This window comes from Paracoccus halophilus (assembly GCF_000763905.1).
Lineage (GTDB): Bacteria > Pseudomonadota > Alphaproteobacteria > Rhodobacterales > Rhodobacteraceae > Paracoccus > Paracoccus halophilus.
Genome location: NZ_JRKN01000040.1, coordinates 1 through 25,732 on the forward strand (window position 1 = coordinate 1; position 25,732 = coordinate 25,732).

26 protein-coding genes and 1 pseudogene are annotated in these 25,732 nt (G+C 62.5%); 13 read left to right on the plus strand and 14 right to left on the minus strand.

What is annotated here, in order from left to right; translation table 11 throughout:
- The 4 genes and pseudogenes from IT41_RS20935 to IT41_RS20280 form a co-directional block, all read left to right on the plus strand.
- Positions 1-115, plus strand: a pseudogene (locus IT41_RS20935) (IS5/IS1182 family transposase); the annotation flags it as partial.
- Between the two features lie 289 nt (positions 116-404).
- Positions 405-845, plus strand: coding sequence for a hypothetical protein (locus tag IT41_RS20940; protein WP_139221759.1), 441 nt, complete (start codon positions 405-407; stop codon positions 843-845).
- A gap of 5 nt (positions 846-850) precedes the next feature.
- On the plus strand, positions 851-1,288 hold the full coding sequence (locus IT41_RS17150; RefSeq protein WP_036743677.1) for a tetratricopeptide repeat protein: 438 nt from the start codon (positions 851-853) through the stop codon (positions 1,286-1,288).
- 227 nt (positions 1,289-1,515) lie between these two features.
- On the plus strand, positions 1,516-1,617 hold the full coding sequence (locus IT41_RS20280) for a helix-turn-helix domain-containing protein (RefSeq protein WP_081967610.1): 102 nt from the start codon (positions 1,516-1,518) through the stop codon (positions 1,615-1,617).
- 152 nt (positions 1,618-1,769) lie between these two features.
- Here IT41_RS20280 and cueR read toward each other — a convergent pair whose 3' ends face one another.
- Genes cueR through IT41_RS17175 form a run of 4 tightly spaced genes read right to left on the minus strand, consistent with a single transcriptional unit; the run spans position 1,770 to position 5,486 of the window.
- Complete coding sequence (cueR, locus tag IT41_RS17160; protein WP_036743681.1) at positions 1,770-2,285, minus strand: Cu(I)-responsive transcriptional regulator; 516 nt, start codon at positions 2,283-2,285, stop codon at positions 1,770-1,772.
- Between the two features lie 20 nt (positions 2,286-2,305).
- On the minus strand, positions 2,306-2,602 hold the full coding sequence (locus IT41_RS17165; RefSeq protein ID WP_036743683.1) for a ferredoxin reductase domain-containing protein: 297 nt from the start codon (positions 2,600-2,602) through the stop codon (positions 2,306-2,308).
- A 6-nt stretch (positions 2,603-2,608) separates the two neighbouring features.
- On the minus strand, positions 2,609-2,872 hold the full coding sequence (locus tag IT41_RS17170; protein ID WP_036743684.1) for a glutaredoxin family protein: 264 nt from the start codon (positions 2,870-2,872) through the stop codon (positions 2,609-2,611).
- A 55-nt stretch (positions 2,873-2,927) separates the two neighbouring features.
- On the minus strand, positions 2,928-5,486 hold the full coding sequence (locus IT41_RS17175) for a heavy metal translocating P-type ATPase (protein WP_036743690.1): 2,559 nt from the start codon (positions 5,484-5,486) through the stop codon (positions 2,928-2,930).
- Positions 5,487-5,646: 160 nt separating this feature from the next.
- Between IT41_RS17175 and IT41_RS17180 the strand changes: the two genes are divergently transcribed.
- Positions 5,647-5,841, plus strand: coding sequence for a heavy-metal-associated domain-containing protein (locus tag IT41_RS17180; protein ID WP_036743697.1), 195 nt, complete (start codon positions 5,647-5,649; stop codon positions 5,839-5,841).
- A gap of 117 nt (positions 5,842-5,958) precedes the next feature.
- Here the strand turns inward: IT41_RS17180 and IT41_RS17185 are convergent, their stop codons facing one another.
- The 5 genes from IT41_RS17185 to IT41_RS17205 all read right to left on the minus strand — a co-directional run bounded on the left by IT41_RS17185 (position 5,959) and on the right by IT41_RS17205 (position 11,396).
- A complete protein-coding gene (locus IT41_RS17185; RefSeq protein ID WP_036743706.1) occupies positions 5,959-6,510 on the minus strand; it encodes a DUF924 family protein in 552 nt (183 codons plus the stop codon).
- Positions 6,507-8,288, minus strand: a complete 1,782-nt coding sequence (locus tag IT41_RS17190) for a monovalent cation:proton antiporter-2 (CPA2) family protein (RefSeq protein WP_036743710.1) — start codon at positions 8,286-8,288, stop codon at positions 6,507-6,509. The genes IT41_RS17185 and IT41_RS17190 overlap by 4 nt, the downstream gene beginning before the upstream one ends.
- A gap of 146 nt (positions 8,289-8,434) precedes the next feature.
- Positions 8,435-9,850 carry an aldehyde dehydrogenase family protein gene (locus IT41_RS17195; RefSeq protein WP_036743711.1) on the minus strand — a complete coding sequence of 472 codons (1,416 nt, stop codon included), beginning with the start codon at positions 9,848-9,850 and terminating at the stop codon, positions 8,435-8,437.
- A gap of 58 nt (positions 9,851-9,908) precedes the next feature.
- Positions 9,909-10,523, minus strand: a complete 615-nt coding sequence (locus IT41_RS17200; RefSeq protein ID WP_036743712.1) for an antibiotic biosynthesis monooxygenase — start codon at positions 10,521-10,523, stop codon at positions 9,909-9,911.
- A 99-nt stretch (positions 10,524-10,622) separates the two neighbouring features.
- The gene (locus IT41_RS17205) at positions 10,623-11,396 is read right to left on the minus strand and encodes an SDR family oxidoreductase (RefSeq protein ID WP_036743714.1); all 774 of its coding nucleotides are present in this window, start codon (positions 11,394-11,396) and stop codon (positions 10,623-10,625) included.
- Between the two features lie 133 nt (positions 11,397-11,529).
- On the opposite strand from IT41_RS17205, the gene IT41_RS17210 reads away from it, so the two are divergent.
- The gene (locus tag IT41_RS17210) at positions 11,530-12,429 is read left to right on the plus strand and encodes a LysR family transcriptional regulator (RefSeq protein WP_052081736.1); all 900 of its coding nucleotides are present in this window, start codon (positions 11,530-11,532) and stop codon (positions 12,427-12,429) included.
- A 119-nt stretch (positions 12,430-12,548) separates the two neighbouring features.
- On the opposite strand, the gene IT41_RS17215 is transcribed toward IT41_RS17210, so the two are convergent.
- The 4 genes from IT41_RS17215 to IT41_RS17230 form a co-directional block, all read right to left on the minus strand.
- A complete protein-coding gene (locus IT41_RS17215; RefSeq protein ID WP_231564809.1) occupies positions 12,549-13,133 on the minus strand; it encodes a peptide-methionine (S)-S-oxide reductase in 585 nt (194 codons plus the stop codon).
- Positions 13,114-13,452, minus strand: a complete 339-nt coding sequence (locus IT41_RS17220; protein ID WP_036743717.1) for an aldehyde dehydrogenase family protein — start codon at positions 13,450-13,452, stop codon at positions 13,114-13,116. The genes IT41_RS17215 and IT41_RS17220 overlap by 20 nt, the downstream gene beginning before the upstream one ends.
- 179 nt (positions 13,453-13,631) lie before the next feature.
- Positions 13,632-15,068, minus strand: a complete 1,437-nt coding sequence (locus IT41_RS17225) for an NAD-dependent succinate-semialdehyde dehydrogenase (protein WP_036743719.1) — start codon at positions 15,066-15,068, stop codon at positions 13,632-13,634.
- A gap of 94 nt (positions 15,069-15,162) precedes the next feature.
- Positions 15,163-16,131, minus strand: a complete 969-nt coding sequence (locus tag IT41_RS17230; RefSeq protein ID WP_036743720.1) for a LysR substrate-binding domain-containing protein — start codon at positions 16,129-16,131, stop codon at positions 15,163-15,165.
- Between the two features lie 364 nt (positions 16,132-16,495).
- Between IT41_RS17230 and IT41_RS17235 the strand changes: the two genes are divergently transcribed.
- The 7 genes from IT41_RS17235 to IT41_RS17265 all read left to right on the plus strand — a co-directional run bounded on the left by IT41_RS17235 (position 16,496) and on the right by IT41_RS17265 (position 24,567).
- Positions 16,496-17,449, plus strand: a complete 954-nt coding sequence (locus tag IT41_RS17235) for a dihydrodipicolinate synthase family protein (protein WP_036743730.1) — start codon at positions 16,496-16,498, stop codon at positions 17,447-17,449.
- Between the two features lie 24 nt (positions 17,450-17,473).
- Positions 17,474-18,358, plus strand: coding sequence for a DMT family transporter (locus IT41_RS17240; RefSeq protein WP_036743722.1), 885 nt, complete (start codon positions 17,474-17,476; stop codon positions 18,356-18,358).
- A gap of 128 nt (positions 18,359-18,486) precedes the next feature.
- A complete protein-coding gene (locus IT41_RS17245; protein ID WP_036743724.1) occupies positions 18,487-19,050 on the plus strand; it encodes a 3-hydroxyanthranilate 3,4-dioxygenase in 564 nt (187 codons plus the stop codon).
- 52 nt (positions 19,051-19,102) lie between these two features.
- Positions 19,103-20,047 carry a TAXI family TRAP transporter solute-binding subunit gene (locus IT41_RS17250; protein ID WP_074948192.1) on the plus strand — a complete coding sequence of 315 codons (945 nt, stop codon included), beginning with the start codon at positions 19,103-19,105 and terminating at the stop codon, positions 20,045-20,047.
- Between the two features lie 68 nt (positions 20,048-20,115).
- Complete coding sequence (locus IT41_RS17255) at positions 20,116-22,020, plus strand: TRAP transporter permease (protein ID WP_052081737.1); 1,905 nt, start codon at positions 20,116-20,118, stop codon at positions 22,018-22,020.
- The gene (locus IT41_RS17260; RefSeq protein WP_036743727.1) at positions 22,017-23,591 is read left to right on the plus strand and encodes a sulfatase family protein; all 1,575 of its coding nucleotides are present in this window, start codon (positions 22,017-22,019) and stop codon (positions 23,589-23,591) included. The genes IT41_RS17255 and IT41_RS17260 overlap by 4 nt, the downstream gene beginning before the upstream one ends.
- Positions 23,592-23,685: 94 nt before the next feature.
- Complete coding sequence (locus IT41_RS17265) at positions 23,686-24,567, plus strand: dihydrodipicolinate synthase family protein (RefSeq protein WP_036743728.1); 882 nt, start codon at positions 23,686-23,688, stop codon at positions 24,565-24,567.
- Between the two features lie 233 nt (positions 24,568-24,800).
- Here IT41_RS17265 and IT41_RS17270 read toward each other — a convergent pair whose 3' ends face one another.
- A complete protein-coding gene (locus IT41_RS17270) occupies positions 24,801-25,601 on the minus strand; it encodes a TRAP transporter large permease (protein ID WP_231564807.1) in 801 nt (266 codons plus the stop codon).
- Positions 25,602-25,732 lie beyond the last annotated feature (131 nt).

The following is a 25,732-nucleotide window of genomic DNA, read 5'->3' on the forward strand; positions in this document are numbered from 1 at the left end:
CTTTGCCCGCTTGAAAGATTGGCGGCGTATCGCAACCCGTTACGACAGATGCGGAGACCTGTTCCTCTCCGCCATCTGCATCGCCGCCATCGTCATCTTTTGGCTGCCAAAATGAGTCCTGACCCTAAGATATGATGCAGACCTTGGAGAGGATGTGTTCTTGGCAGAAAATGGACAATGGTATCCGGTCAACCGCCCGAACGTTCATATGGGCCATCATCCTGTCGACGCCGTTGACTGGTGGAACAGCACAGGCAGATATTTCGGGGCGAAATCCCCTGAAGTGCGCTCTTGGATGCTCAACTCGGACAACTATCGGTTCGAATACGGCCCCCTCAACTCCGGGAGAGGGGGGGCTACCAGCTCGCGCTATCTTGATCCATTCCAGTGAAACAGGAGATAATATGATTGCTAATCGCAAGCCAGAGATGCCATCTTCATTGGTGTCTGAGATTGAAGCGCTGATGAAAAAATCAGGCGAATCGCGGCGTTCTGGGAATGGAAGCGCGTCACTTGAGCTTTCTGAGGAAGCATGGTCACTTATTCCTGACCCCAAAACGGAATGGAACTTCTATCCCCAAACCATTTCCCGTGGAGTAGTTGAAACTATTAAAGAACGCGGAGCCTGTGGCGTTCTGGATAAATGGCTCGACCGCATGTATCAGACTCATTTTGACCCAGAGCATATTGACCCCTATACGAATATGGTCGCGGGACATGCCTTATTCCGATGCGGCCGCCGCGACGAGGCGGTTGCAGCATTCAAACGGGTATTGAAATATGGCGGCCCGGGTCATTTCTCGGGAGAGTATCGGCCCTATCTGGATCTGGCGGAAAAAGGATAACACCTGTGGAACTCGATGAAACGGTCGCGGAACGCATTGATTTTCTCGCGGAGGAAGGCAACGCATTACTGGATGGTCAGGGCGACTGGCGTGGCGCCATCGAGGTTTGGAAAAAGGCGCTCGGGATGCTTCCTGCGCCCGATACCCAATGGTCTCAGGCTGTATGGCTATATGCGTCAATTGGTTCTGCCTGGCTCGAAGGCGGTGATCGCGACAATGCGCTTCAAGCTTTCGACAATGCATATCGTTCCGAGGACGGTCATCTGAATCCGTTCGTGCTGCTCAACCTCGGCTCGCTTTTGCGGGGGAGGGATGATGAAGCTGCAGTTCAACTTCTGCTTCGAGCCTATATGCTTGAGGGAGGCGAGATATTTGCCGACGGAAACGAGTCCGACCTGAAATTTTTAGCTGAACATGTTGATCTGACGCGGCCGGTGGGATGATGGTCATGAATGCGGCTGAGCTTTACGAAATTCTGTGTAGCTCACCGCCACATGCACAATTGTGCCCATTTCCGTGCGCGACAAGGCTGGCACCCATGCCATGATTGCCCCGTACCGAATCCCTGTCGCTTTTTGACATCGTGAATCACGGCCCTGGCTGGTTCTTTACCTACAGGCGCCGGCCTGGAATCCCGGGCGGTTGCATCCCGACGGCGTTTCTCATCCAGATGCTCGCCGTCGCCGAATATCTGAGCTTTCACCGCGCTGCCAAGCCATTCGGCGTAAGCCGACCGAGCGTCAGCGAGAGGATAAGGACGCTAGAGGAATAGGAGCCTGAGCCAACGGCTTGTGCGGACCTGTGGCGCCGGCCCCCGCGCATCCATCAGTTCAAGGGCCGGCAAAGCCAATCGGCAACTTCAATGTCGCGGTCCGGACACGCCTGCTTGACCAAGTGCAGGATTTCGCCGGAGAGGGGCCAGGGCTATTGTTCCCTGACACTGCGCCCGCTTCGCTTCGCCTGCGTTGACAGGACGGGCCTTGCATGTTCGAACCTGTTTCCCGTCGCGCCCGAACGCTGGCTCATGTTCCTGTGGCGGCACTCAGAATCATCGACCGTCGAAAGTTTTTCGATGATCGGGCAGTCCGGCCGGTCGTTGCCACGGCAGTTTTCGGCCAGATGCTGGAGCGTCATGCTCATCTCCCTCAGCTCGCGCGCCTTCCGTTCAAGTTCCTCGACATGCGCGAGCGCCACGCGCTTGACGTCCGCGCTAGCCCGGCCAGGGTCTCGCCACAAGGCAAGCAGTTCCGTTATTTTCTCGACCGAGAAGCCGAGATCGCGGGCGCGCCTGATAAAGCGCAGCGTGTGCACATCCTTATCGGAGTAATCGCGATAACCGCTATCGGTTCGCGACGCTTCCGGGATCAAACCGATCGATTCGTAGTAGCGGATCATCTTGGCCGAGACGCCCGATGCCGCAGCTGCTTTACCGATGTTCATCGCTGATTCCTTTCTTCGACTTATGTAGGCGCTTCCTCGGGCGTAAAGAACACGTCCGCATGCATGTCCTCGCCGCGCAGGCCCAGTTCGCGAAGCATGACGCCGGCAGCGTCAAACATGGCGGGCGGTCCCGCCATATATGCCTTCCAGCCATCGAGGTCATTAATGTCGCTCACGATCGCATCCGTTATCAGGCCGGTTCGGAAGTGATCGGCTCGGCTCACCTCCGAGAGCACGGGAATGAACTGGAGATTGTCGTAGGTGCTCGCCAGATCACTGAAATGCTCGACCAGATAGAGATCGCGTTGCCATGACAATCTCCTTCAGGCGGTGTTCGACGACAGAACCTCTGCGAGGCGGGGTTTCTGATCGGCGAACGTTCCGTAGAAGACCTGGTTATTGACAATGGTGATCGGGGCGACACGTACGCCTGTACGCGCTTTTGCCTCTTCGGCGATCTGCGGGTCCGTCAGATCCCGCTCTTCGAATGGGATCTCCTGCTCTGCAAGCCATCGCTTGATGGCATGGCAGTCGGGGCAGGTTGGCGTGGTATACAGCACTATCGAGGGTGTTGCCGTACTGGTCATAATTTCATTCCTTTCTGCAGATGTGGCGAGCCTGCCAAAGCAGGCTCGCCTGTTCTCATTCCGCGGGGGCGAGTTCCGGCCGACGGTGGCCGACGGCGCTGCTTTCCGCCTGTGCGGGGGCGCGGAAGGTCTTGAGCCTCAGCGCATTGCCGAGCACGAAGACGCTCGACAGGGCCATGGCGCCGGCGGCAAAGACCGGTGACAGAAGGATGCCGTAGGCCGGATAGAGCAGCCCGGCGGCAACGGGCACCAGAGCCGTGTTGTAGGCGAAGGCCCAGAACAGGTTCTGCCGAATGTTCCCGATCGTCGCCTTGGACAGTGCGATTGCGTTCGGCACGCCTTGCAGGCTGCCCGACAACAACACCACGTCGGCGGCCTCGATGGCAATGTCCGTTCCGGTGCCGATGGCAAGTCCCACATCCGCTTCGGCCAGCGCCGGAGCGTCATTGATGCCGTCGCCGACGAAGGCAACCTTGCCATGCTCAGCCTTGAGGCGACGCACCGCGTCGACCTTGCCGTCCGGCAGCACCTCTGCCACCACCTCGTCGATTCCCAACCGTGAGGCGATGGCCCTGGCCGTGCGGGCGTTGTCGCCGGTGATCATCGCAACCTTGAGGCCGAGATCGTGCAGAGCCTTGATCGCAGAGGGCGTCGTCTCCTTGATCGGATCGGCCACGGCGATGATCGCCGCAAGCTTGCCCTCGATCGCCGCATAGAGCGGCGACTTGCCCTCATCCCCAAGGCGTTCGGCGACCTTGGAGAACGCAGCCACGTCATGGCCGAGTTCGGTCATGTAGCGGTCAGCACCAATTTCGACCCGTTTGCCGCCGGCCGTAGCCTTCACGCCGAAACCGGTCACCGACTCGAAGTCCGATACGTCCGGCAGTGAGATGTTCTCTGCGGCGGCCGCGTCCACGATCGCACGCGCGATCGGGTGCTCGGACCTGGCCTCGACGGCCGCGACCAGACCCAGGACATCTGCACGTTCAAATCCACCAGCCAGTCCCAGATCGGTCAGAGCCGGTTTGCCTTCTGTCAACGTGCCGGTCTTGTCGACTGCAACGACTTTGGCGTCTTTCAGCAATTGCAGCGCTTCACCCTTGCGGAAAAGCACGCCCAGTTCGGCACCACGGCCGGTGCCAACCATGATCGAGGTCGGTGTCGCCAGACCCATGGCGCAAGGGCAGGCGATGATCAGAACCGCGACGGCGTTGACCAGCGCGAAGGTGAGCGCGGGCGTCGGGCCGAAATAGAGCCAGGAACCAAAGGTCAGGGCCGCTACGGCAAAGACCGCCGGCACGAAATACATCGTCACCTTGTCGACCAGCGCCTGGATCGGCAGCTTCGATCCCTGTGCTTCTTCGACCATGCGGATGATCTGCGACAGAACGGTGTTGCCGCCGACAGCTGTCGCACGGATGGCGAACGCGCCTTTCTGGTTCACCGTTCCGGCCACGACCTCGCTGCCGTTTTTCTTTGAGGCGGGGATCGGTTCTCCCGTGATCATCGATTCATCGACATAGCTTTCGCCTTCGATGACCTCGCCGTCCACCGGAATGCGATCGCCGGGACGAACCTCGACGATATCCCCCGACAAGACGGAATCGATCGGCAGTTCGACCGTCTTTCCGTCCCTGCGCACACGGGCCATCTTGGCCTGGAGGCCGACAAGACGCTTGATCGCCTCAGACGTGCGACCCTTGGCGCGGGCCTCCAGCAGCCGGCCAAGCAGGATGAGGGTCACGATGACGGCGGCGGCCTCAAAATAGACGTTGACGGTTCCGGCCGGCAGGAAACCGGGCGCAAAGGTTGCCACCAGCGAATAGCCATAGGCCGCCAGCGTGCCGACCGCGACCAGCGAGTTCATGTCAGGGGCAAGCCGCCCAAGTGCCGGAAGCCCCTTGTGATAAAAGCGAATGCCCGGAACGAACAGGACGATAGTCGTCAACACGAACTGGATGTACCAGTTCGCCTGCATACCGATGGTCGAAGCGATCAGGTCATGCATGCCCGGGATGACATGTGAGCCCATCTCCAGGATGAATACTGGCACGGTCAGAAGCGCAGCGATCGTGAAATCGCGCGTTAGTTCACGGCGCTCCGCTTCCTTCTTCTCGGCACGATCGTCCGTCTCGTCCTGGCCGCTCCCGGCAGCAGTCGCGATCACCCTGGCGTCGTATCCCGCGCTCTCGATGGCTGCCAGCAAGGCCGCCGCATCGGCGCTGCCCTGGATTGTCGCCTTCTCGGTCGCGAGGTTGACGACAGCATTGGTGACGCCTGGCACCGCCTTGAGGGCCTTTTCGACACGCCCCACGCAGGATGCGCAGGTCATCCCCTCGATCGCCACCTCAAGCGAGGCCGTCGCCGGCGTGGAGAAGCTTGCCGGGACCTCATAGCCTGCATCCTCCACAGCCTTGACCAGCTTGGCGGGATCGAGCGCCGCGTTCGTGGTTATGCTCGCCTTCTCCGTCGCGAGATTGACGATCGCATCGCTGACGCCGGGCACAGCCTTAAGCGCTTTTTCGACGCGTCCCACGCAGGATGCGCAGGTCATTCCTTCGATGGGCAGCGATATCGTTCCAGCTAAATCTGCTACTTGCACGGGGGCATTCATAGCCGCCTCCTTTTCTTGTCCCGAATTCCAGTTCGGGCAGAAGATGGGGCTTCCAACCATGGGAAGGTCAAGAGGTAAGAAAATGAAAAATCACTATTGACCTTCCCATGGTTGGAAGCCCCACGTTCCGGGATGTGAGAGCGAAACAAGGAGAATTCCCATGGACTTCAGAATCGAGAACATGACCTGCGGCGGTTGCGCGAAATCCGTTACGAAAGCGATCCGGTCCGTGGACCCGGCCGCCAGGGTCGTGACGAACCCCGAGGCGCGCATGGTTTCGGTCGAGACGACTGCGACTGCGGCCGCCCTCCAAGAAGTCCTCGAAGAGGCCGGCTACCCTGCAACTGCCAACTGACACGGAACTGCGTCGTGAACAGTCAGCCCCCAATTCTCATGGCCGGAGCATTCATGACTTCTGGCGGTCCCGGCTAGCGCCCGGATTGAGCCGCACGGAATGCGGATGAGATGAGCCCTAGCCGCTGAACCCTCCCTTGGCCAGGAACCGCGCCTCTTCGGGGGTGGTTTCGCGGCCAAGGATGGGGTTGCGGTGCGGAAAGCGGCCGAAGCGGCGGATGATGTTGCGGTGATCCTCGGCATGAGACAGCCAGGGCTGGCCCAGACGGCGGTTCAGCGTGACCGAGATTTCCTGATCGGCGAGATCCTCGGAATGGGCGAAGGGCAGCGCGAAGAACAGGCGCAGCTCGGGATCGACCTTCGCCATATGGCCGCGCGCCTCGGCCTCGCGCGCGATCCTGCGGGCCTTGGGGTCGGTCGCATACATGCGCGGCGTGTCGCGGAAAGCGTTGCGGGGGAACTGGTCCAGCAGGATCAGCAGCGCCAGCGTACCTTCCGGTGTGTCGATCCAGGCGTCGCAGGCCCCCGCCGTCGCCTGTTCATGCAGCGGCAGGAACCGGTCGCGCAGCGCCTCGTCAAAGGCCGGACGATGGGAAAACCAGTCCCCCGCCGCCCCGGCCTTGCGCCAGTATTTCACCACCTCGGCGGCGCGCGAAAGCGGCAAGCTCAATGCCCGCCCTCTTCCTGATTCAGGTTCCGGTGCATCAGTCGCGCACTCGCGACCGTGCCCTCGACCATATCGAGCGCGAAACGTTCCCGGTCGCGCTCGCGGAAATCACGCATCACGTCATCGGTCTCCTCCGGCGACTTGCCGAGCCGAAGCAGGGCCTCGCGACCCATCTCCATCGCGCTCTCCAGCGTCTCGCGGATGTGGTAATCCGCGCCCGCCTTGACCAGTTCGACCGCATGTTCGCGGTCGAAAGCGCGGGCCAGAACCGGGACCAGCGGGAATTCGGCCTTGGCAAGTTCAACGATCCGGGTAACCGCCTCCGGGTCGTTCGCTGCCGCCACGATCAGTTGCGCATTCTGCGCCCCCGCCGCATGGAGGATGTCCAGCCGCGCCCCGTCGCCATACCAGACGCGGAATCCATGCTCTCGGGCATCCTGAATGGGCTGCGGATCCTTGTCGATGATCGAGACCGTATAGCCCTGCGCCAGCAGCGGCTGGCTGACGATCTGGCCGACACGGCCAAAGCCGATCAGCAGCACATTGCCGCGCAGATCACGCGCTTCCTCCAGCTCTTCGGCGGAGTGCCCGGTGCGATGCGCCAAACGCTCATGCAGCATGATCATCAAGGGCGTCAGCACCATCGAGATGATGATGATCGCGGTCAGATTGGCGTTCCATTCCGGTGTCAGGATGCCGAATTGGGTGGCGCTGGCGTAAAGCACAAAGGCGAATTCGCCGCCCTGCGCCATCAGCACCGCGCGTTCCTGCGCCTCATGGTGCGGCGATTTCGTCACCCGCGCCACGACATAGATCACCAGCATTTTCAGGATCATATAGGCGGGGACCGAAATCGCGATCACAGCCCAGTTCGCGGCAATCGTGTTCAGATCCAGCGCCATGCCGACGCCAAGGAAGAACAGCCCCAGCAGCAGGCCACGGAAGGGCTCGATATCGGCCTCAAGCTGGTGGCGGAAGCTGGATTCCGAGAGCAGGACGCCGGCGAGGAACGCCCCCATCGCCATGGACAGCCCGCCCATCTGCATCAGCAGCGCCGCGCCAAGAACCACCATCAGGGCCGCCGCCGTCATCACCTCGCGCGCGCCGAAGCGCGCCAGCAGCCGGAACATCGGATCCAGCAGATAGCGCCCGGCCAGCACCAGGGCCGCGATGGCGGCCAGACCGATGCCCACGCCCGTCAGCCGGTCGGCCAGCGTCGCCTCTTCGCCCCCCGGCGCAAGAAAGGCCACCAGGGCCAGCAGCGGCACGATGGCCAGATCCTCGAACAGCAGGATCGCGATCATCCTGCGCCCGGCGGGCGTGCCCATCTGGTTTCGCTCCTGCAACATCTGCATGACGATGGCGGTCGAGGTCAGCACGAAGCCGGTGCCCGCGACGAAGCTCGCCTCGGTCGGATAGCCCAGCAGGATGCCGACCCAGATCAGCGTGAAGATGGCGACGCAGACCTGCAAGGCGCCCAGCCCGAAGATCTCGCCCCGCATCGCCCAGAGCCGCGAGGGCTGCATCTCGAGCCCGATGATGAACAGGAACAGCACCACGCCCAGCTCGGCGATGCTGATGATCGATTCCGCATCGTCGAAGAACCCAAGGCCATAAGGCCCGATGGCCAGTCCGGCGGCCAGATAGCCCAGCACCGATCCCAGCCCGATCCGCCGGAAGATCGGCACCGCGATCACCGCCGCCACCAGCAGGATCACGATGGGGGTGACATCGAAACCGTGATGCGCGGCCTCGGCCGCCTGGGTTGCCGGATCATCCATATATCGCCCTTCGTTTAGCGTTCAACCATTCTGACCCTTGCTGGCGGCATGGCGAACATGCAAGCTGCCTTGGGCCTGCCCGGCAGGATATTGCGAAGCGGCCGGGGACGCCACAACGGCGTCCCCGGCCGTCCGGACACAGTTCCTCAGGTGACGGATTTGTATTCCATATAGGCCTGGATCCCGTAGACCCCGTTCTCGCGCCCGACGCCCGATTGCTTGAGCCCGCCGAACGGCGCCGAGGTATTGTGGCTGAAGGCGTTGATCGCGACATTGCCCGCCTCGATCCGGTCGGCGACGGCCTTGGCATGCGCCCGGTCGGTGCCGCTGACATAGCCCGCGAGCCCGTAGGGCGTGTCGTTCGCGATCGCGATGGCCTCGTCCTCGCTGCCATAGGTGATCACGCTCAGGACCGGCCCGAAGATCTCCTCCCGGGCGATGGTCATGTCGTTTTTCACCTTCACGAACACGGTGGGCTTCACGAAGTTGCCCTGTTCGAACCCCTCGGGATGGCCCGGACCGCCGGCCAGCACCTCGGCGCCTTCTTCGATCCCCTTCTCGATGAAGCCCTGCACGCGGTCATATTGCGCCTTCGAGACCAGCGGCCCGACCGAGGTATCGCTTTCCTCGGGACGGCCGACCTTGAGGTTCGCCTCGACCGCCTGTTTCAGCGCGGCGGTGATCTCGCCCTCGCGGCTCTTTGGGATCAGCAGGCGGGTCGCCGCGACGCAGGCCTGGCCGTTGTTGAGGAACGAGCTGTTCAGCACGAACGGGATCACCTGTTCGAGATCCGCATCCTCCAGCACGATATGCGGCGACTTGCCGCCCAGTTCCAGCGTCACCCGCTTCATCGTCTCTGCGCCGTCGCGGGCGATGGACTTGCCGACGCCGGTCGAGCCGGTGAACGAGATCTTGGCGATATCCGGGTTGCGGGTGATCTCGGCGCCCACCACGGTGCCGAGCCCGTGCACGACATTGATCAGCCCGGCAGGCAGCCCGGCCGCATGCACGCATTCGAGGATGAGCTGCATCTGCATCGCGCTCATTTCGCTGGGTTTCGTGACGGTGGTGCAGCCCGCCGCCAGCGCCGCCGCCGCCTTGTTGCAGAAATAGAGGATGTTCGCGTTCCAGGGCGTGATATGCCCCGCGACCCCGACCGGATGCAGCGTCACCTCGGTATCGCCGACCATCTTGCGGAACGGGATCTCCTTCAGCGCCTCTTTCGCGCTCAGGATCGCGTGCAGCGCGGACTCGACCAGATAGCCCGCCATCTGCGCCGGCCCGCCATATTCGTAAGACAGCATCGCGGCATGTTCATCGGCCCGTGCGGCGATCGCGTCGTGAAACCGTTGCAGGTAATCCGCGCGTTCTTTCGGCGTCGATTTCGAGTAATCCGCGAAGGCCTGCTTCGCGGCGGCAATGGCGCGGCGGGCGTCTTCCTCGTCCCCGAGCGTCACGCGCCCGATCACCTCATGCGTGGCCGGGCTGATCAGGTCGAGCGTGTCGCGGCCGTGGGATTCGACGAACTCGCCGCCGATGTAATGTTTATCTACAATCTTCATGTCACGCTCCTTGAGGCATGAGGTTTCGAAGAAACGTTATGTCAGCACTGATTTGCGCTCAGGCTTTTGCAAGCACATCGTTCAGCACGATGACCTCGGCCTTGCCCGGCAGGGCCTTGAGCATTGCGTCGGCGGCCTGATCGCGGGCAGCTTCGCTCGTCCAATGCTCCAGCAGCAGATATTCGCCATCGGCATTGTCGTCGGCCAGCAGCCAGAGGCCCAGATTGCCTGTCGCGCCCCGCAGCGCGGCGGCGTCCGCTGCAAAACGCTGTGCCAAGGCATCATCGCCCGACATGATCGTCATACGGGCATGACCCACCGGTTCGACCGGGGCGGGGGTGGGCATATGAGGTTCGATCTCGGTCAGGAAACGCTCTCCGACCTCGCCGTCCAGAACCTCGCCTTCGACGCCGCGCATCTCCTTGTAATAATCCTTGGAACCGTGCTCGTCGCGCAGCCATTCCTCGCTGTTCCAATGTTCGAACAGGTAAAGCGTGTTCGGCTGTTCGGCGCCGCGATAGGCAAAGAAGGCGCTGTTGCCGTCTTCCGAACGCGCGCCGGCGATCTCGGCCATTGCCAGCGACAGATAGCGGTCCATCTGCGCGGGCTTGACCGGCAGGGTGACGAAAAGTTTCAGCGGGTTGCCGTTCTGGCGGAAATCTTCTGTGGACATGCCAACCTCTTGCAATAAATCGAAACGGTTTCGTCCCGCGCACCGACCGGGCGGCATCACCCGCCCGGCAGAACACGCCTCCAACAGGGGCCGGGGACCTTATTTCGTCGTGTAGCCGCCATTGACCAGAATGGTCTGGCCGGTCATCCACCAGCCATCCGAGACCATGAACAGAACCCAGGGTGCGATATCCTCGATATGGGTCAGCCCGGTCTTGGTGAAGGGCGAAAGTGCGGCGGCGGTCTTGTGATAGGCCACGGCATCCTCGCCCTCGGCGGGATAGAAGAACGGCGTGTCCATCGGACCCGGCCCGATGGCAGTCACCGAGATGCCGCGTTCGCCGAACTCCTTCGAGGCCGCGCGGGTGAAATGCTCGACCGGGGCTTTCAGCCCTTCATAGGCGGCATAGAACGGAGTGAAGGCCCCCAGCAGCGAGGTCACGATGGTGACGATCTTGCCATTGTCGTTCACATGCTTGCCGGCCTCTTTCAGGAAGAAGAAGGCGGTTTTCACGTTGACCGCGCTGGAATGGTCGAATTCCGCCTCGGTCACCTCGGCGATCGGCTTCTTGATCACCATGCCGATGGTGTTGATCGCGATATCGGGACGACCGACCGCAGCGACCGTATCGTCAAACAGCTTTTCCATTGCAGCGGCAGAAGTCAGGTCGCCCTGAAACGCCACCGCCTCGGCCCCGGCTGCCTTGATCGCGGCCACGGTTTCATCGGCGGCGACCTTCGCGCTGTCGCTGTTGTAATGGATGGCGACCGCCTTGGCACCGGCTTTGGCAAATTCACGCGCCAGCAACCCGCCGAGATTCTTTGCGCCACCGGTAATCAGGACAACTTTGCCTTCAATACTGTTTCTGGACATGGGAACTCCTGTACTCCAACAAAACGAGCAATAACCGCCATTCTTGGCGGTAACGTGAAGCTAGCTCTGCATATTGGACCGTTCAATCCGCGCTGTATTGACAGGTGATGTCGAAATTTACGAACAATCGGGCATGGACAGATTCCGTCAGATGCAGCTTTTCATCGCCGTGATGGAGACAGGCAGCTTCACCCGCGCGGCCGAGGCGCTTTCGATCCCGCGCTCCACGGTGTCGACCAGCATTCAGGCCCTGGAAGACCGCCTGCAATGTCAGCTTCTGCACCGCACCACGCGCAAGATCGTTCCCACCTCGGACGGCATCGCGTTCCTGCAGGCCGCCCGAGATATCGTCGACGCCGTAACCGGGGCCGAGCAGATGTTTACCGGCGATCAGGTGCAAATCTCTGGCCGGTTGCGGGTCGGCATGCCCAGCCGGATCGCGCGCAAGATCGTCATTCCGGCGCTGCCCGCATTTCTGGCGCGGCATCCGGAACTGTCGGTCGAATTCAGCGCCAGCGATCAGCTGACGGATCTGGTGGCCGGGGGCATGGATTGCGTCCTGCGTGTGGGCGTGCCGAATACGCCCGAGCTGATCGCGCGCAAATTGCAGGATATTCCCTTCGTTACCTGCGCCAGCCCTGCCTATCTGGGCCGCTACGGACGGCCGGCAGACCTGCGCGACCTGTCCTCGCATGTTCTGGTAAACTACACGCCGCAATTTCCGGCAACAGAATCCGTCCTGACATTCTGCGACAATGGAAAGCCGCGTGATATCCCGATGCAGGGCAGCGTTACCGTGGACGGGGCCGAGGCATATCTTGCCGCCGCCCTCGCCGGGCTCGGGCTGATTCAGGTCCCGCTTTTCGACGTGCGGGATCTGCTTGAGACCGGAGCCCTGATCGAGATCCTGCCGGATTTCGCGCCACCTCCCGAGCCGCTCTCATTCCTCTATGCCCGCCGCCGCAATCTGTCGGCGCGGGTCAGAGTGTTTCAGAAATGGCTGGAAGGGGTTTTACGTGAAGGGGGCGTTTAGGGTCGGGTTCTTGCAGAGGTTCTATAATCTGTTGGCGGTCCGACACTGACTTCGCCGAACGAGTTGACGCAAGGCTATGGCCCCCTATCCGAGCAGGAACGGGGGCCAAGGCCAGCAGTTTATACGTCGGTCGCGGCATCCAGCCAAAGGCCGGCGAACCGCTGCCGCAGCAGGGCCAGTTTCGGCTCGATATAGGCCTCGCAGAACGGCCCGTTGCGGTTACGAACGTAGTAGTCCTTGAACCGCGTGTCCGATGGTTTGAAGGCTTCAAACGACAACACCTCGGTCACGATGTCGCTGTCGGTTTGCTGCGCGATCATGTCGATGATCCGGCGCGCCGCCTCGCCGTCGGCAGCGTCATGGACATAAATGGCACTGCGGTACTTTCCGCGCATCTTGTGGTGCGAGGCGCTGGAATGGGTGGCCAGATGCACCGCAATCAGGTCGTCAAAGGTGATCAAGGCCGGATCCCACGTCACCGCCACGGCTTCGGAGAAGCTGTCATGCGGCGGGCTTGAGGCGATGAAGCCCTGCTTGACGTCCATGACACCGCGAAGCGACTGGAACACAGCCTCGGTGCACCAATGACATCCACCGCCAAAACCCGAGCTTTGGACCATCCGCCGAACCTCGACCTTAACTGCGCTCTGCGTCGGATCGCGCCTGACCCAGTGGTTGATAGTGTTACCGCAGGCCAGCGCCACCGGGAACATCCACAATCGGTACCATCGCCGGAAAGTTGAAGGGCGTGATGCCAGCTACGACACCCGGCGGTTGCCGCAGCGAATGGCTGCCTACCGATGTGCCGACATTCTCGGTGATCTCGCCTTGCAGCAGGTGAGGTGCGCCGGTGGCGAACTCGACCACCTCGAGTCTGCGGATCACCTCGCCCTTGGCGTCGTCATGGGTCTTGCCATGCTCGGCCGAGATCGCCTCTGCGGAGGCGAAGGGCCAACGTCCTGTCCGAATCGCCTGTTGCCGGGTTGAAGACGGGCTGGTTGCGGCGCGACCTCCCGGCGACACGCTCGTTGTCGATGAAATGCGCGATCTCTGTCATGATGTTCCTGCCTTTTTGCCTGTTCCCATGCGGTCGGCCGGCGCGACTGGTCTGGCTGATGCCTTGGGGGCGGCATGCCAGTCCGGCTGTCATTACCGGACTGGTCTTGTCTCAGTGTGCTGAGAACACGCCCGGGGCGTCCGCTTCAGACGATCTGCATGCTGTGCGAGATGTTCTTGATGACCATGTAGTTCTCCAGCCCCTCGATGCCGCCCTCGCGCCCGTAGCCGCTGGATTTCACGCCCCCGAAAGGGGTTTCGGGCAGCGAAGCCTCCAGCGTGTTGAACGAGACGTTGCCGGCCTCGATCTCGTCGGTCATCCGGTCGATGTAATCGGCGCGGTTACTGAAGCCATAGGCGGCAAGGCCGAAGGGAACGGAATTGGCCTTTTCGATCGCCTCGTCCAGCGACGCGACCGGGTTGATCACGGCCAGCGGGCCGAAAGGTTCCTCCTGCATGACCTTGGCGTGGTCGGGCACATTGACCAGAACGGTCGGCTCGAAGAAATAGCCCTTGTTGCCGATGCGGCTGCCGCCGATGCGAACCTCGGCGCCCTTGCTGCGGGCATCCTCGACCAGATTGCTCAGTGCCGGCAGGCGGCGCTCATTGGCCAGCGGGCCCATCTCGACCTTGTCCTCCAGGCCATTGCCGACGACGGTCGCTGCCGCGCGCCTGACGAATTTGTCGGTATATTCGTCGAAGATGCTCTCATGGACGAAAAACCGCGTGGGCGAGGTGCAGACCTGCCCCGCATTGCGGTATTTGCGCGCCGCGCTGCTGATCGCGGCGCGTTCGACATCGGTATCCTCGCAGACGATCACCGGGGCGTGTCCGCCCAGTTCCATCAGCACGCGTGTCATGTTCTCGGAGGCCAGCGTGGTCAGGTGCCGGCCCACCGCGGTCGAGCCGGTAAAGGCCACGAGTCGAACCGGATCCTGCCGGATCAGGTGATCCGAGATCACCGCCGGTGTCCCGAAAACCAGGTTCAGCACCCCTGGCGGCAGCCCGGCATCATGAAAGGCGCGGGCGATATGCAGCGCGCCTGCCGGGGTTTCCTCGGCCGCCTTGAGGATGATCGAGCAGCCCGTGGCGACGGCGCCCGCCACCTTGCGGCAGGGCTGGCTCATCGGAAAATTCCACGGCGACAGGCCCAGAACCACGCCGATCGGCTGGTGATGCACGACATAGCGCACGCCCGGGGCCGAGGGGATCACGCGACCATAGGTGCGGACGGCCTCACCGGCATCCCATTCGATGAATTCGCAGCCGCGAATGACCTCGAGCCGGGCCTGGCTCAGCGGTTTGCCGTGTTCGGCGGTGATGGACCGCGCGATCTCTTCCTGGCGTTCGCGCAGGATCGCGGCGGCTTTCAGCATGACATTCGCCCGGTCGCGCGGCGCGGCGGCCCGCCAGATGCGAAAGCCCTGAACCGCAGCGGAAAGAGCATCGTCGAGATCGGATATCTCTGCATGCGGCAGGCGGCCGATCTCGTCTTCGGTGGCGGGGTTCACCACCGGCAGCGTCTCGGCCGTCTTGCGCCACTCACCGCCGATATAGAGTTTCAGTTCCGGATAGTCGTTCATCTGCCCCTCGCTCGACTGATGTTAGCTCTGCGAATGACACCGCGCGGCGGCCTTCAACTCAAGGAAATTGGCCGGATACTGATATCAGCTTGTTTTATACCGGGCCTGGACGGGACGCCCTGCCATCCTTCACCGCGTCGCGGAGTGCCGCCAGAAAGGCCAGGCTTGCAGGGGACAGGCTTTCCTCCCCGCGATGCGAAACGCCGACCGGCCCGGCCCCGAAGGGCACGGTCCAGTCGATCCGGGCCAGCAGGCCGGCTTCGATGTCCAACGCCGCGACATCCGCCGGCGCGATACCCAGCATGTTGGATTCGCGAAGCAGCGAGCGGTTGGCCAGATAGGACACGGATTCGACGCCCAGCCGGGGCACGAATTTATCGTGCCGCAGGAAGAACTGGTCGATCTGCCGGCGCAGCGTCGTCTCGATCGGAGGCAGGACCCAGCCGAAACCGGTCATGTCGTCGAAGGTCACGCCCGTTTTTCGCGCCAGCGGATGGTCCGGGCCCGCGACCATCACCACGCGCTCGTCGAAGAATTTTTCCTGAATGATATTCGTGCGATAGCGATAGACGGGAAGCCTGCCCACGACCAGGTCTATTTCACCCGACAGAAGCGCCGGGATCAGCGCATCATTTGTCCCCAGCACGATCTTGATCGCCACGTTGGGACGATCTTCGACAAGTCGCTCGATCGCGGCGGGCAACAGCGAAGGCGACGTCGCCAGCAGGGTTCCGACCACCACCCGCCCGCTGTTTCCCTCGTTCAGGTCATCCAGTTCCTGCGCCGCGTTCGAGACCTGGGCAAAGATCAGCTTGCCGTGCCGGATCAGCGCTTCGCCGAACACGGTCGGGATGACGCCGCGATTGGTGCGCTCGAAAAGCTCGACCTCGAAATCCAGTTCCAGGTCCTGGATCATCTTGGTTGCGGCGGGCTGGGAAATGCCAAGATCGCGGGCCGCGTTCACGATATTGCCGTGCTGCCCGACAGCGATCAGCAGCCGCAGCTGGCGCAGCTTCAGTCGGGTCAGCGCGCGATCGACGATGCGGGACTGTCGTGTCGTCATCGGATTGCCCCCAGAGCACGAATGTGGCGACCTGCGGCCCGCGTGACGTCCGGGTTGAAGGTTGCCGCAGATTCCGGTGACGGCATTCTGATGACCTGTGGCCGACAGAGACTCCGGATCGGCTCTGCGTTCACGTTTTCCGCGGTTACTCCTCGCTCGATAATGCCGATGTTCATTTTTCCCCTATCGGTTTTGCGCCAACGTTACATGCATGTGCCTGTCCGCCGATATCTGTTTTTTTGATATCCACTTCGGTCGGCTTTGTTTGGCTTTGCGGGAGTTTCCTGCCTGTATCCGCGAGGATGGCAAGTTCTTCCGCGCCCCGCCATGGGCGTGCAAGGACTCGAACAAGGGAGCGGCAGCGATGAAGTACCAAAAGCACGAAGCCAAGGCCTATGCCCGGGAAACCATGCGCGGAATCTGGGCGGCCGCGCTGAACCCTTTCGATTCCGATCTCAGGCTTGACGAGGACGGCCTGCGCCGCAATATCCGCCACTGGATCGACGACCTGGGCATTCAGGGGCTGTTCATCGCCGGCAAGCAGGGCGAATTCTGGTCGATGTCGCTGGATGAACGCAAGCGCAACATGACGCTCGCCGCCGAGGAATGCGGCGACAAGGCCGGGACGATCATGTCGATTTCGGATCAGAATGTGGACACGGTGCTGGAACTGGGGCGCCACGCGCAGGATTGCGGTGCGGATTACGTCGTCGTCCACGCGCCGATGCTCAGCTTCTGCTCGGATCGCGACGAGGTTCTGTACAATTATTACAAGCATCTCTGCGACCGGCTCGATATCGGCATCGCCATGTGGAGCCATCCGGACAGCGGCTATCTGATGGAGCCCGAGACCTGCGCGCGCGTCGCCGAACTGCCCAATATCATGGCGATCAAATACTCGGTCCCGCGCGAGATGTATGTACGCCTGACACGGATGATCGGCGACAGGATCCTGGTCTCGACCTCTTCCGAACTCGAATGGCTGGACAATATCGAGGAGCTTGGCTGGCAGCTTTACCTGTGCTCGTCGCCGCCATATCAGTTGCAGACCAGCAAGGACCAGCGGATGAACGAATATACCGAGCTGGCCTTTGCCGGAAAGTTCGACAAGGCACGCCGTGTGCGCGACAGCCTCGACCCCGTGCGCGAAGCGATCAGGAAAACGAGGCCCGGCGGCAAGCCGACCGCACATGGCAAATACTGGCAGGAACTGCTGGGTCAGGTCGGCGGGCGCGTCCGTCATCCGATGCTGGAACTGACCGAGAAAGAGAAAGCCGCCACCACTGCCGCCTTCGAGGATTGCGGTTTGCAGCGCTGATCCGGCGGCGCGCAGGACCAGGGTGTGACGGGTGAGACCTTAGCATTGCTGGCGGCGCTGGCCTATGGCGTCGCCAGCGTGACCATTGTTAAGGGCAAGGCTGCGGCGCGGGGCGATAACGGCGTCTTCCTGTCGGTCGTCGCGACAGCAGTACTTACCTGGATGCTCTGGTTCGGCTGGGGCAGTGTCGGCGCTTGGCAGCTTGCCGAGCCACGAAATCTTGGTGCTTTGGCGGTGTTTGCATGCGCCGGATTGTTCTCGACCGTGCTGGGCCGCGCCACCATGTATCGCGCGACGGAACAGATCGGTGCGGTGCGTGCCAGCCTGCTGCGTCGGCTGACACCGGCCTTTGCCCTGGTTTGCGCCTATCTGCTGCTGGATGAGGCGCCGGAAACTCGTGCCTTCATGGGCGGGGGGATCATTCTTATCGGTGTGCTGTGCTATCGCGCGAGACCCGCCAGCCCGCAGGACGGTGTCATGGTGCCGGGCCTGCTGCTTGGTATCGGATCGGCGTTTTTTTATGCGCTTGCCTATACCCTGAGAAGCCTCGGGCTGGACAGTCTGCCGGACGCGGCGCTCGGCACCTTCGCGGGTGCAATCGTCGGCGTGGTCTGGTTCATGATCGCCGCCGCAATCCGGCACGGTTCGGGAAAGGGGCTTCTCTTTCTGCTGCGCGATCGCGGTCCCTGGCACTGGGCAACCGCATTGTCGCTGAGCGTCGGTCAGACATTGCAGTTCTTCGCGCTGAAGACGGCTCCGGTCAGCGTCGTCGCCGTTCTTGGCACGATGGAGGTGTTCTTTTCGGCTCTTCTTGTGATGGGCTTCCTGCGTGCCGAGCCGGTCTCGCGCGGAAGGCTTGGCATCGCCGCGGGTCTGGCCGCGTTGGGAACAGCCATTCTGTTCACGTGATCCCTGCTATCAGAATTTCGGATATCCATTTCATGCCAAGACAATTTTTTTGTCTCCTTCGCTGACCTACTGTCGAAAGCCAAATGGTCCGTCACCCGGACCGGGACGTTGCACCAAGGGAGGCACTCATGGCCGAGCATCCGACATTGAAGCCGTTCAACTTCCAGAAATGGGTCAAGGAAAACGAAGACAAGCTGAAACCGCCGGTCGGCAACCAGCTTCTGCACAAGGAGGGCAACATGATCGTGATGGTCGTGGGCGGCCCGAACACAAGGGTCGATTTCCACGATGATCCGGTCGAGGAATGGTTCTTTCAGCAAAAGGGCGACATGATGATCAAGATCGCCGAAGGCGGCAAGATCTATGACGTGCCGGTGCGCGAAGGCGAGGTCTTCCTGTTGCCGCCGCATACCCGCCACGCCCCGCAGCGCCCGCAGGAGGGCTCGGTCGGCATCGTTGTCGAAGCGCCGCGCCAGCCCGGCATGGTCGAGGGGTTCGAATGGTTCTGCTTCAAATGCGAAAGCCTGGTTCATCGCGCGGAAGTCGCGCTTGACGGACCCGACGGGATCGTGAGCGCCCTGCCCAGGATCTACGAGGATTTCCACAACAGCACGGAAGCACGGACCTGCCCCAATTGCGGCGAACTGCATCCGGGCAAGGGCAAGCCGCCGGAAGGTTGGGTTCAGCTTTAGGCGGCGCCTCGCCGCCTGCGCGAAGAACAAACGAAAAATGGGGGAGGAAACCATGTTGAAGACCATGATCGCGAGCCTTGTGCTTGTCCTTGCCGGCGCGGCGGCCAGTGCCCAGCCGATTGCCATCGGAACGAATCCGCAAGGCTCGCTGACCTATTCGTCGGGATCGATCCTTGCGGATGTGGTCGGCGATGCGCTTGGCGAAACCTTCACTGTCGTGCCGCTGGGCGGGCCGACCGCGCTTATCCCGGCGATGAATGCGGGCGAGTTCGAGTTTTCGTTTGCCAATATCACCGCCGTCGCCGACGCCTACCAAGGGCAGCGCGCATTCGACGGTCGGCCGCAACCCGACACCCGCCTTGTCGCCGCCCTTTATCCGCTGCGTCTGGGCGTCATCGTGCGCGCCGATTCCGGGATCACCGATCTGGAAGGCTTGCGGGGAAAGCGCGTGGCGGCCGAATTCTCGTCGCAGCGCAACCTGGCGCATTACATCACCACGCTGCTTGGTCTTGCCGGTATGAGCTATGACGACGTGACGGCTGTTCCCGTGCAAAGCGGCGCGCAGGCCATAGACGATATGATCGACGGGCAGCTTGATGCCACGATCTTTTCGGTCGGCTCGGGCGCCGTTCAAAAGGCGGATGCGAGCGTGGGGGTCAAGATCATTTCTCTGCCGGCCGACGATGCCTCGCGCAAGGCGCTTGGTGCCAGCCATGGCGGCGCGGATATGGAACCCCTGCCAGATGGCGCGGCTGCAGGGATCGACGGCGAAACCAGCGTGATCTCGGCGCCGATGGTGCTGATCACCTCTGTCAACACGCCGGATGAAACCGTCACCCGCGTCCTGACGGCTCTGTCCGAAAATCTTCCGGCCCTGGCGCAGGGACAGTCGAATTTCGCCGAGATGACCGTGGAAGGCCTGGCAAAAAGCGCCTTGCCGGTTCCTTACCACGACGCCGCCAAGGCGTTCTACACCGAGGCCGGAACCTGGAAATAATCCGGGACCGGGCCGGCCTTGCGCCTGCGCGCTGAGGCCGGGTTTGTTCCAAAGGGAGGGGAAGGAAAATGACCCGAACGGTGCTGATCCGTGGCCTGGGCACAGTCATGGTTATTGCGGCGGTTCTGTGGGCACTGAACGTGCAACGGATATTCGGCCTCAATCTTTACAAGGGGCAGTTCCTGTATCTGCTGGTCGCGCTGTCCGCGGTTGTCATCTTTATCCAGCATCCGTTCGATCCCGCACGCCCCGGCCTGTCGCGCGCCATAGATATTCCGCTGTGCGGGCTCGGTACGCTTGCCGCGATCTATACGATCTTCCGCTTTCCGCAGTTGCTGGACGATGCCAGCTTTCGCGACTTCTCGGCTGCGGGGCTGGTGGTCGCGGCGGCCTTGATCGTGCTTCTGATCGAGGGCGTGCGGCGCACCGCCGGCATCGCGCTTGCCGTGATCGCCGTGGCCGCGATCCTGATTGCGGTTTTCGCCCAGTATCTGCCCGGCGTTCTGGCCGGGCGTCCTTTCCGCGCGGATGCGTTTCTCTATCAGATGGCCTTTCAGGACGGGAACATCCTCGGCGCGCCGCTGTCGATCGTCGGCACCGTCGTCATCGCTTTCGTGCTGATGGGCGCGATGCTGCAGGCCGCGGGCGGGGGTGATTTCTTTTCGAACCTCGCGGCCGCGATGATGGGGGCGTCGCGTGGCGGGTCGGCCAAGATCGCGGTGACGGCGTCGGGCTTTTTCGGGGCGATCTCGGGCTCGGCCGTGTCGAATGTGGTGTCGACCGGCATGATCACCATCCCGATGATGAAAAAGGCCGGCTACAAGGACGATACCGCCGCCGGCCTCGAAGCCGTGGCCTCGACGGGCGGTCAGCTTGTCCCGCCGGTCATGGGCGCGGCGGCCTTTCTGATGGCCGTCGTGGCCGAGGTGGAATATTCGGCCGTGGTCGTCGCCTCGATCATCCCGGCGGTGCTGTATTATGTCGGGCTGTTCCTGCAGATCGACCTGATCGCCGCGCGCGACGGGATCCGGGGCGAGCGTGACGAACAGCTGAGCGTCCGGGACGAACTGCGCCATGGCTGGGTGTTCATCCTGCCCTTTGTCGTGCTGATCTACGGGCTTTTCGTCCTGGTCTGGCGGCCCGAATACGCGGCGCTGGTGGCAACGGCAACGATGATCGCGGCGCTGGTGATTTTCGGCCACCGCGGCAACCGACCCACGCTCAAGACCTTTGCCGATGCCATGGCGGGCACGGCAGAGGCCGGTGTCTCGATCATCTTCATCGCGGCGGTCGCCGGGATCGTGATCGGGGCGCTGAATTCCTCGGGCGTGCTGTTCAACATCTCGGAAGCCATCGTCGATATCGGCGGTCGCAACCTGCCGCTGCTGCTGGTTCTGTCCGCGATCATCTGCATCATTCTGGGAATGGGCATGCCGACCGTTGGCGTCTATGCGCTGCTGTCGTCGCTGATCGCGGTGCCGCTGGTCGATCTGGGGATCGAGAAGATTTCGGCCCATCTCTTCGTGCTTTACCTTGGCATGATGTCGATGATGACGCCGCCTGTCGCCATCGCCGCCTTTGCCGCGGCGGCCATCGCCAGAACCGACCCGATCCGCACGGGGTTCAAGGCCATGCGGCTTGGCTGGTCGGCCTATGTCATCCCGTTCGTCTTTGTGGTCGAGCCCGCTCTTATCCTGAACGGCACGCTGCTGGACTCGCTGGAGGCGGTGCTGCGCGCGTGCCTCGGGATCTGGTTGGTAACGGCGGCCATTGTCGGATACGGCTCGGCCAGCCTTCAGGGGGGGCGGCGCGCCGGCTACGCGGTCCTGGGAATCGCCTTGCTGGTTCCGGGCAGTATCGTGCCGGGCGGAACGGTTCCCGCGCTGATCATCCTCGCGCTTGGGATCGCCGTCGTCGTGTATGAATTCATCATTGTCCGCCAGGCACAGACGGCGCGCGGAGGGAAAACATGAGGGATCGTCCGAATTTCATCCTGTTCATCACCGATCAGCTGCGGGCCGATTTTCTGGGCTGCTATGGTCATCCGGTCGTGCGCACGCCGAATATCGACGATATTGCCGCGCGCGGGCTGGCATTCGACCGCTTCTACGTGGCCAGCCCGGTCTGCATGCCGAACCGCGCCAGCCTGATGACCGGGCGGCTGCCTTCGGTCAGCGGGGTGCGCGCGAACGGGATTCCGTTGCCGCGGGACCGGGTGACCTTTGTCGATCTGCTGCGCGCCGGCGGCTACAAGGCCGTCCTTTGCGGCAAAAGCCATCTGCAGAATTTCACCGGCCGCGCGCCAACCCTGCCCGAGCCGCCGGACCCCGGCAGGAAAAGCCCGCCCAAGGAGCTTTCGCAGGCCATGCGCGGCACGCTGGACGATGCCGCCCACGGGCAGGAGGACCCGGCCCATTGGCAGGACGATGACGCCAGGGTCGAGGCTCCGTTCTATGGCTTCGACCATGTCGATCTGGTCAGCAGTCACGGCGACGACCTTGGCGGGGATTACCGGCGCTGGCTGCTTGAGCGCGACCCCGACGCCCTGTCGAAGATCGGCGAAGAGAACCAGTTGCCGCATGATTACACCTGCCCGCAGGCCGTCAGAACGGCGATCCCGGAACAGCTTTACTCGACAAGCTATATCGCCGAGCGCGCCGAAAGCTTTCTCGACGAACATGACAGGGACGCCCCGTTCTTCCTGATGGTGTCGTTTCCCGACCCGCACCATCCCTTCAACCCGCCGGGCCGCTATTGGGACATGTATGATCCCGATGACATGGACATCCCCGAGGCTTTCCTGCGCAACGACTGGGTGCCGCCGCCCCATGTCCAGGGACGCATCGACGCCCGAGATGCGGGCAGGGCCAATCTTGCAGGCATGGATACCTTCGGCTGTTCGGCGCGCGAGGCGCAGGAGGCGCGGGCGCTGACCTGCGGCATGATCACCATGATCGACGATGCGGTGGGCCGGGTCCGGGAGGCGCTGCGCCGCAACGGGCTGGAGGACGACACGGTGGTGATGTTCACCTCGGATCACGGCGACAATCTGGGCGATCACCGGATCCTGCTGAAAGGCGCCGAATGCTACGAGCAGGTCACCCGCGTGCCCTTTATCTGGAGCGATCCCCAGGACAGCCGGACCGCCGGCAGCCGGACCGACCGGATCGGCCAGACGCATGATATCGGGGCCGCGATCCTCGCCCGGGCGGGTCTGGCGCGGTATCACGGCTTTCAGGGGCAGGATGTCGTCTCCGGGCCGGGCAGGCCCGAGGCGCTGATCCAGTACGAACATCAGCGCGTGCATCCCGCACTGGGCCAGCCGCCACGGGTTCATTCCCTGCGCGGCGACCGCTATCGCATCTCGTTCATCGACGGCGCCGATTGGGGCGAGCTTTACGATCTCGAGGCCGATCCCGGCGAGTTCGACAATCTCTGGGACTCGCCCGAGGCCAGCGGGATCAGGAGCGCCATGACAGAACGCCTGCTGCGCGCCGAGATCGCGGCGATGGATCGCGTGCCGCTGCCGATCCGGACGGCCTGAGACAGAAGGGCGGCACAGGGTCCGGCACGGCGCGCGGCCCTGTCAGGCAACCCGGGCGGCATGCCGCATTCGAAATAAAAGGAAAGGACAGCAGATGAGCTTTCGGGGTGTGTTTCCCTATCTGGTCTCGCCCATGGACGACCAGGGGCAGGTCAAGACAGCCGTGCTTGGCGATCTGGTCGAGCATCTGATCGACAAGGGCGTGCACGGTTTCGCGCCTTTGGGCAGCACCGGCGAATATGCCTATCTGACCCATGCCCAGAGGCTGGATGTGGTGCGCGCCGTCATCGCGGCATGCAGGGGGCGCGTGCCGGTGGTGGCCGGGGTTGCGGCCGTTGCGACCAGCGACGCCGTTGCCCAGACCGAGGCGATGGTGCAGGCGGGCGCCGACGGCATTCTGGCAGTGATGGATTCCTATTTCCCGGTCAGCGATGACGGGATCGTTGAGTATTTCACCGCCATCGCCGTCGCTGCCAGGGGTCGCCCGGTGGTGATCTATACCAATCCGAATTTCCAGCGCACGGATCTGAACCTGGACGTGATCGTGCGGCTCAGCCATGTCGACAACATCCGCTATATCAAGGATGCCTCATCCAATACCGGCCGGCTCCTGTCGATCATCGAGCGTGTCGAGGGCAGGCTCGAGGTCTTTGCCGCCTCGGCCCATATCCCGGTCAGCGTCATGCTGATCGGTGGTGCGGGCTGGATGGCCGGACCGGCCTGCATCGTCCCCGAGCACAGCGTCGCGCTGTACGACGCCGCCACGGCCGGGGCTTGGGAACATGCCATGGACATCCAGCGTCCTTTGTGGCGGGTCAGTGAAATCTTTGCCAAATATTCGCTGGCCGCCTGTATCAAGGCAGCACTTGAATTGCAGGGCTTCGCGGTCGGCGATCCCCTGTCGCCGCAGCAAAGCCTCGGCGCCGAGGCGCGCGAGGAAATCGGCAGCGTCCTGAAATCTCTTGGCGCGCTGTAAAGACGCGCTTCGCAGGCGTCGTGGATCGAAGGGCGGGTCTGTTTCGCGCCTTCGGCCCCGGATGCGCGGGCAGGTGAGCCGCAAGCCGGCTTGTTCCTGCAATGAAACAGGCGCCGTCCGGCATGTCCGGAGCGGCGCCCTTCTGCAACTTGAAGGCGGCAGGGCTTCCGCGTCAGGTCTCTGACCACGCAGCCGCCAGTTGAAATCCCCGAGGTTCCCGTCCCACGCCGCGCCTAAACCAGGGCAAGCGAAATGACGGGAAACAGGCTGAGCAGGATCAGCACCGCGGAGACGGCCAGCAGGAACGGCCACAGCGATTTGAGGATGCGCCCGGGCGAGACACCGCTCATCGACGAGGCGATATACAACCCGACGCCGACCGGCGGTGTCAAAAGCCCAAGCGCAAGGTTCAGGCACATGACCACGCCAAACTGATAGGCGCTGATGTCATAATCGTTCATCGCAATGGGCAGCAGGATCGGCGTGATCAGGATCACGGCCGCGATGCCGTCCAGCAACATGCCAACGACCAGAAGGATGAGGTTGACGATCAGCAGGAACAGGAACGGGTCGCTGGTGACCGAGGTGATGAATGCGGCCAGTTTCTGCGGCAGCGCCTCGTAGATGATCACCCAGCCGAAGACGCTGGCCGCCGCGATCATGAAGATCACCATCGAGGCGTTGATTGCAGTGCGGCGGAACAGGCCGAACAAGGCAGCGGGCTTCAACTCGCCATAGATCAGCCAGCCGACGAGGAATGCGATCAGCGACGCGACCGCGGCGGATTCGGTGGGCGTTGCGATGCCGAACAGGATCCCGCCGATGATGGCAATCGGGATAAGCGTCGCCGGCAGGCTGTAGAGCAGCGCCGAGATCGCCTCGGACCGGGTGAACCACTCGCCCTTCGGAAAACCGTGCGCAAAGCCGATCAGCGTGATGACCAGTGCAAAGGACAGAAAAAGGATCAGGCCCGGCAGGATGCCAGCCATGAACATGTCGCCGATCGGGATCTGCGCCAGCACGCCGAAGATCACGAACTGTTGATTTCCGCTGAGAATTGACCCGGTAGCCTCCCGAATTTCCACTGAGAATTGACCCATGTGAACACGTTGCCCTGACGGATTCGGTCGGGGAGATATGGAGTGATTGACATGGGATTTTTGAG

Coding starts and splice junctions, on each gene's coding strand:
- IT41_RS17225 (WP_036743719.1), bottom strand. CDS start 15,068: ATGAACGACTATCCGGAACTGAAACTCTATATCGGCGGTGAGTGGCGC.
- IT41_RS17205 (WP_036743714.1), bottom strand. CDS start 11,396: ATGTCCAGAAACAGTATTGAAGGCAAAGTTGTCCTGATTACCGGTGGC.
- IT41_RS17200 (WP_036743712.1), bottom strand. CDS start 10,523: ATGTCCACAGAAGATTTCCGCCAGAACGGCAACCCGCTGAAACTTTTC.
- IT41_RS17250 (WP_074948192.1), top strand. CDS start 19,103: ATGTTGAAGACCATGATCGCGAGCCTTGTGCTTGTCCTTGCCGGCGCG.
- IT41_RS17230 (WP_036743720.1), bottom strand. CDS start 16,131: ATGACGACACGACAGTCCCGCATCGTCGATCGCGCGCTGACCCGACTG.
- IT41_RS17175 (WP_036743690.1), bottom strand. CDS start 5,486: ATGAATGCCCCCGTGCAAGTAGCAGATTTAGCTGGAACGATATCGCTG.
- IT41_RS20940 (WP_139221759.1), top strand. CDS start 405: ATGATTGCTAATCGCAAGCCAGAGATGCCATCTTCATTGGTGTCTGAG.
- IT41_RS17235 (WP_036743730.1), top strand. CDS start 16,496: ATGAAGTACCAAAAGCACGAAGCCAAGGCCTATGCCCGGGAAACCATG.
- IT41_RS17265 (WP_036743728.1), top strand. CDS start 23,686: ATGAGCTTTCGGGGTGTGTTTCCCTATCTGGTCTCGCCCATGGACGAC.
- IT41_RS17170 (WP_036743684.1), bottom strand. CDS start 2,872: ATGACCAGTACGGCAACACCCTCGATAGTGCTGTATACCACGCCAACC.
- IT41_RS17180 (WP_036743697.1), top strand. CDS start 5,647: ATGGACTTCAGAATCGAGAACATGACCTGCGGCGGTTGCGCGAAATCC.
- IT41_RS17195 (WP_036743711.1), bottom strand. CDS start 9,850: ATGAAGATTGTAGATAAACATTACATCGGCGGCGAGTTCGTCGAATCC.
- IT41_RS17190 (WP_036743710.1), bottom strand. CDS start 8,288: ATGGATGATCCGGCAACCCAGGCGGCCGAGGCCGCGCATCACGGTTTC.
- IT41_RS17255 (WP_052081737.1), top strand. CDS start 20,116: ATGACCCGAACGGTGCTGATCCGTGGCCTGGGCACAGTCATGGTTATT.
- IT41_RS17260 (WP_036743727.1), top strand. CDS start 22,017: ATGAGGGATCGTCCGAATTTCATCCTGTTCATCACCGATCAGCTGCGG.
- cueR (WP_036743681.1), bottom strand. CDS start 2,285: ATGAACATCGGTAAAGCAGCTGCGGCATCGGGCGTCTCGGCCAAGATG.
- IT41_RS20280 (WP_081967610.1), top strand. CDS start 1,516: ATGCTCGCCGTCGCCGAATATCTGAGCTTTCACCGCGCTGCCAAGCCA.
- IT41_RS17245 (WP_036743724.1), top strand. CDS start 18,487: ATGGCCGAGCATCCGACATTGAAGCCGTTCAACTTCCAGAAATGGGTC.
- IT41_RS17210 (WP_052081736.1), top strand. CDS start 11,530: ATGGACAGATTCCGTCAGATGCAGCTTTTCATCGCCGTGATGGAGACA.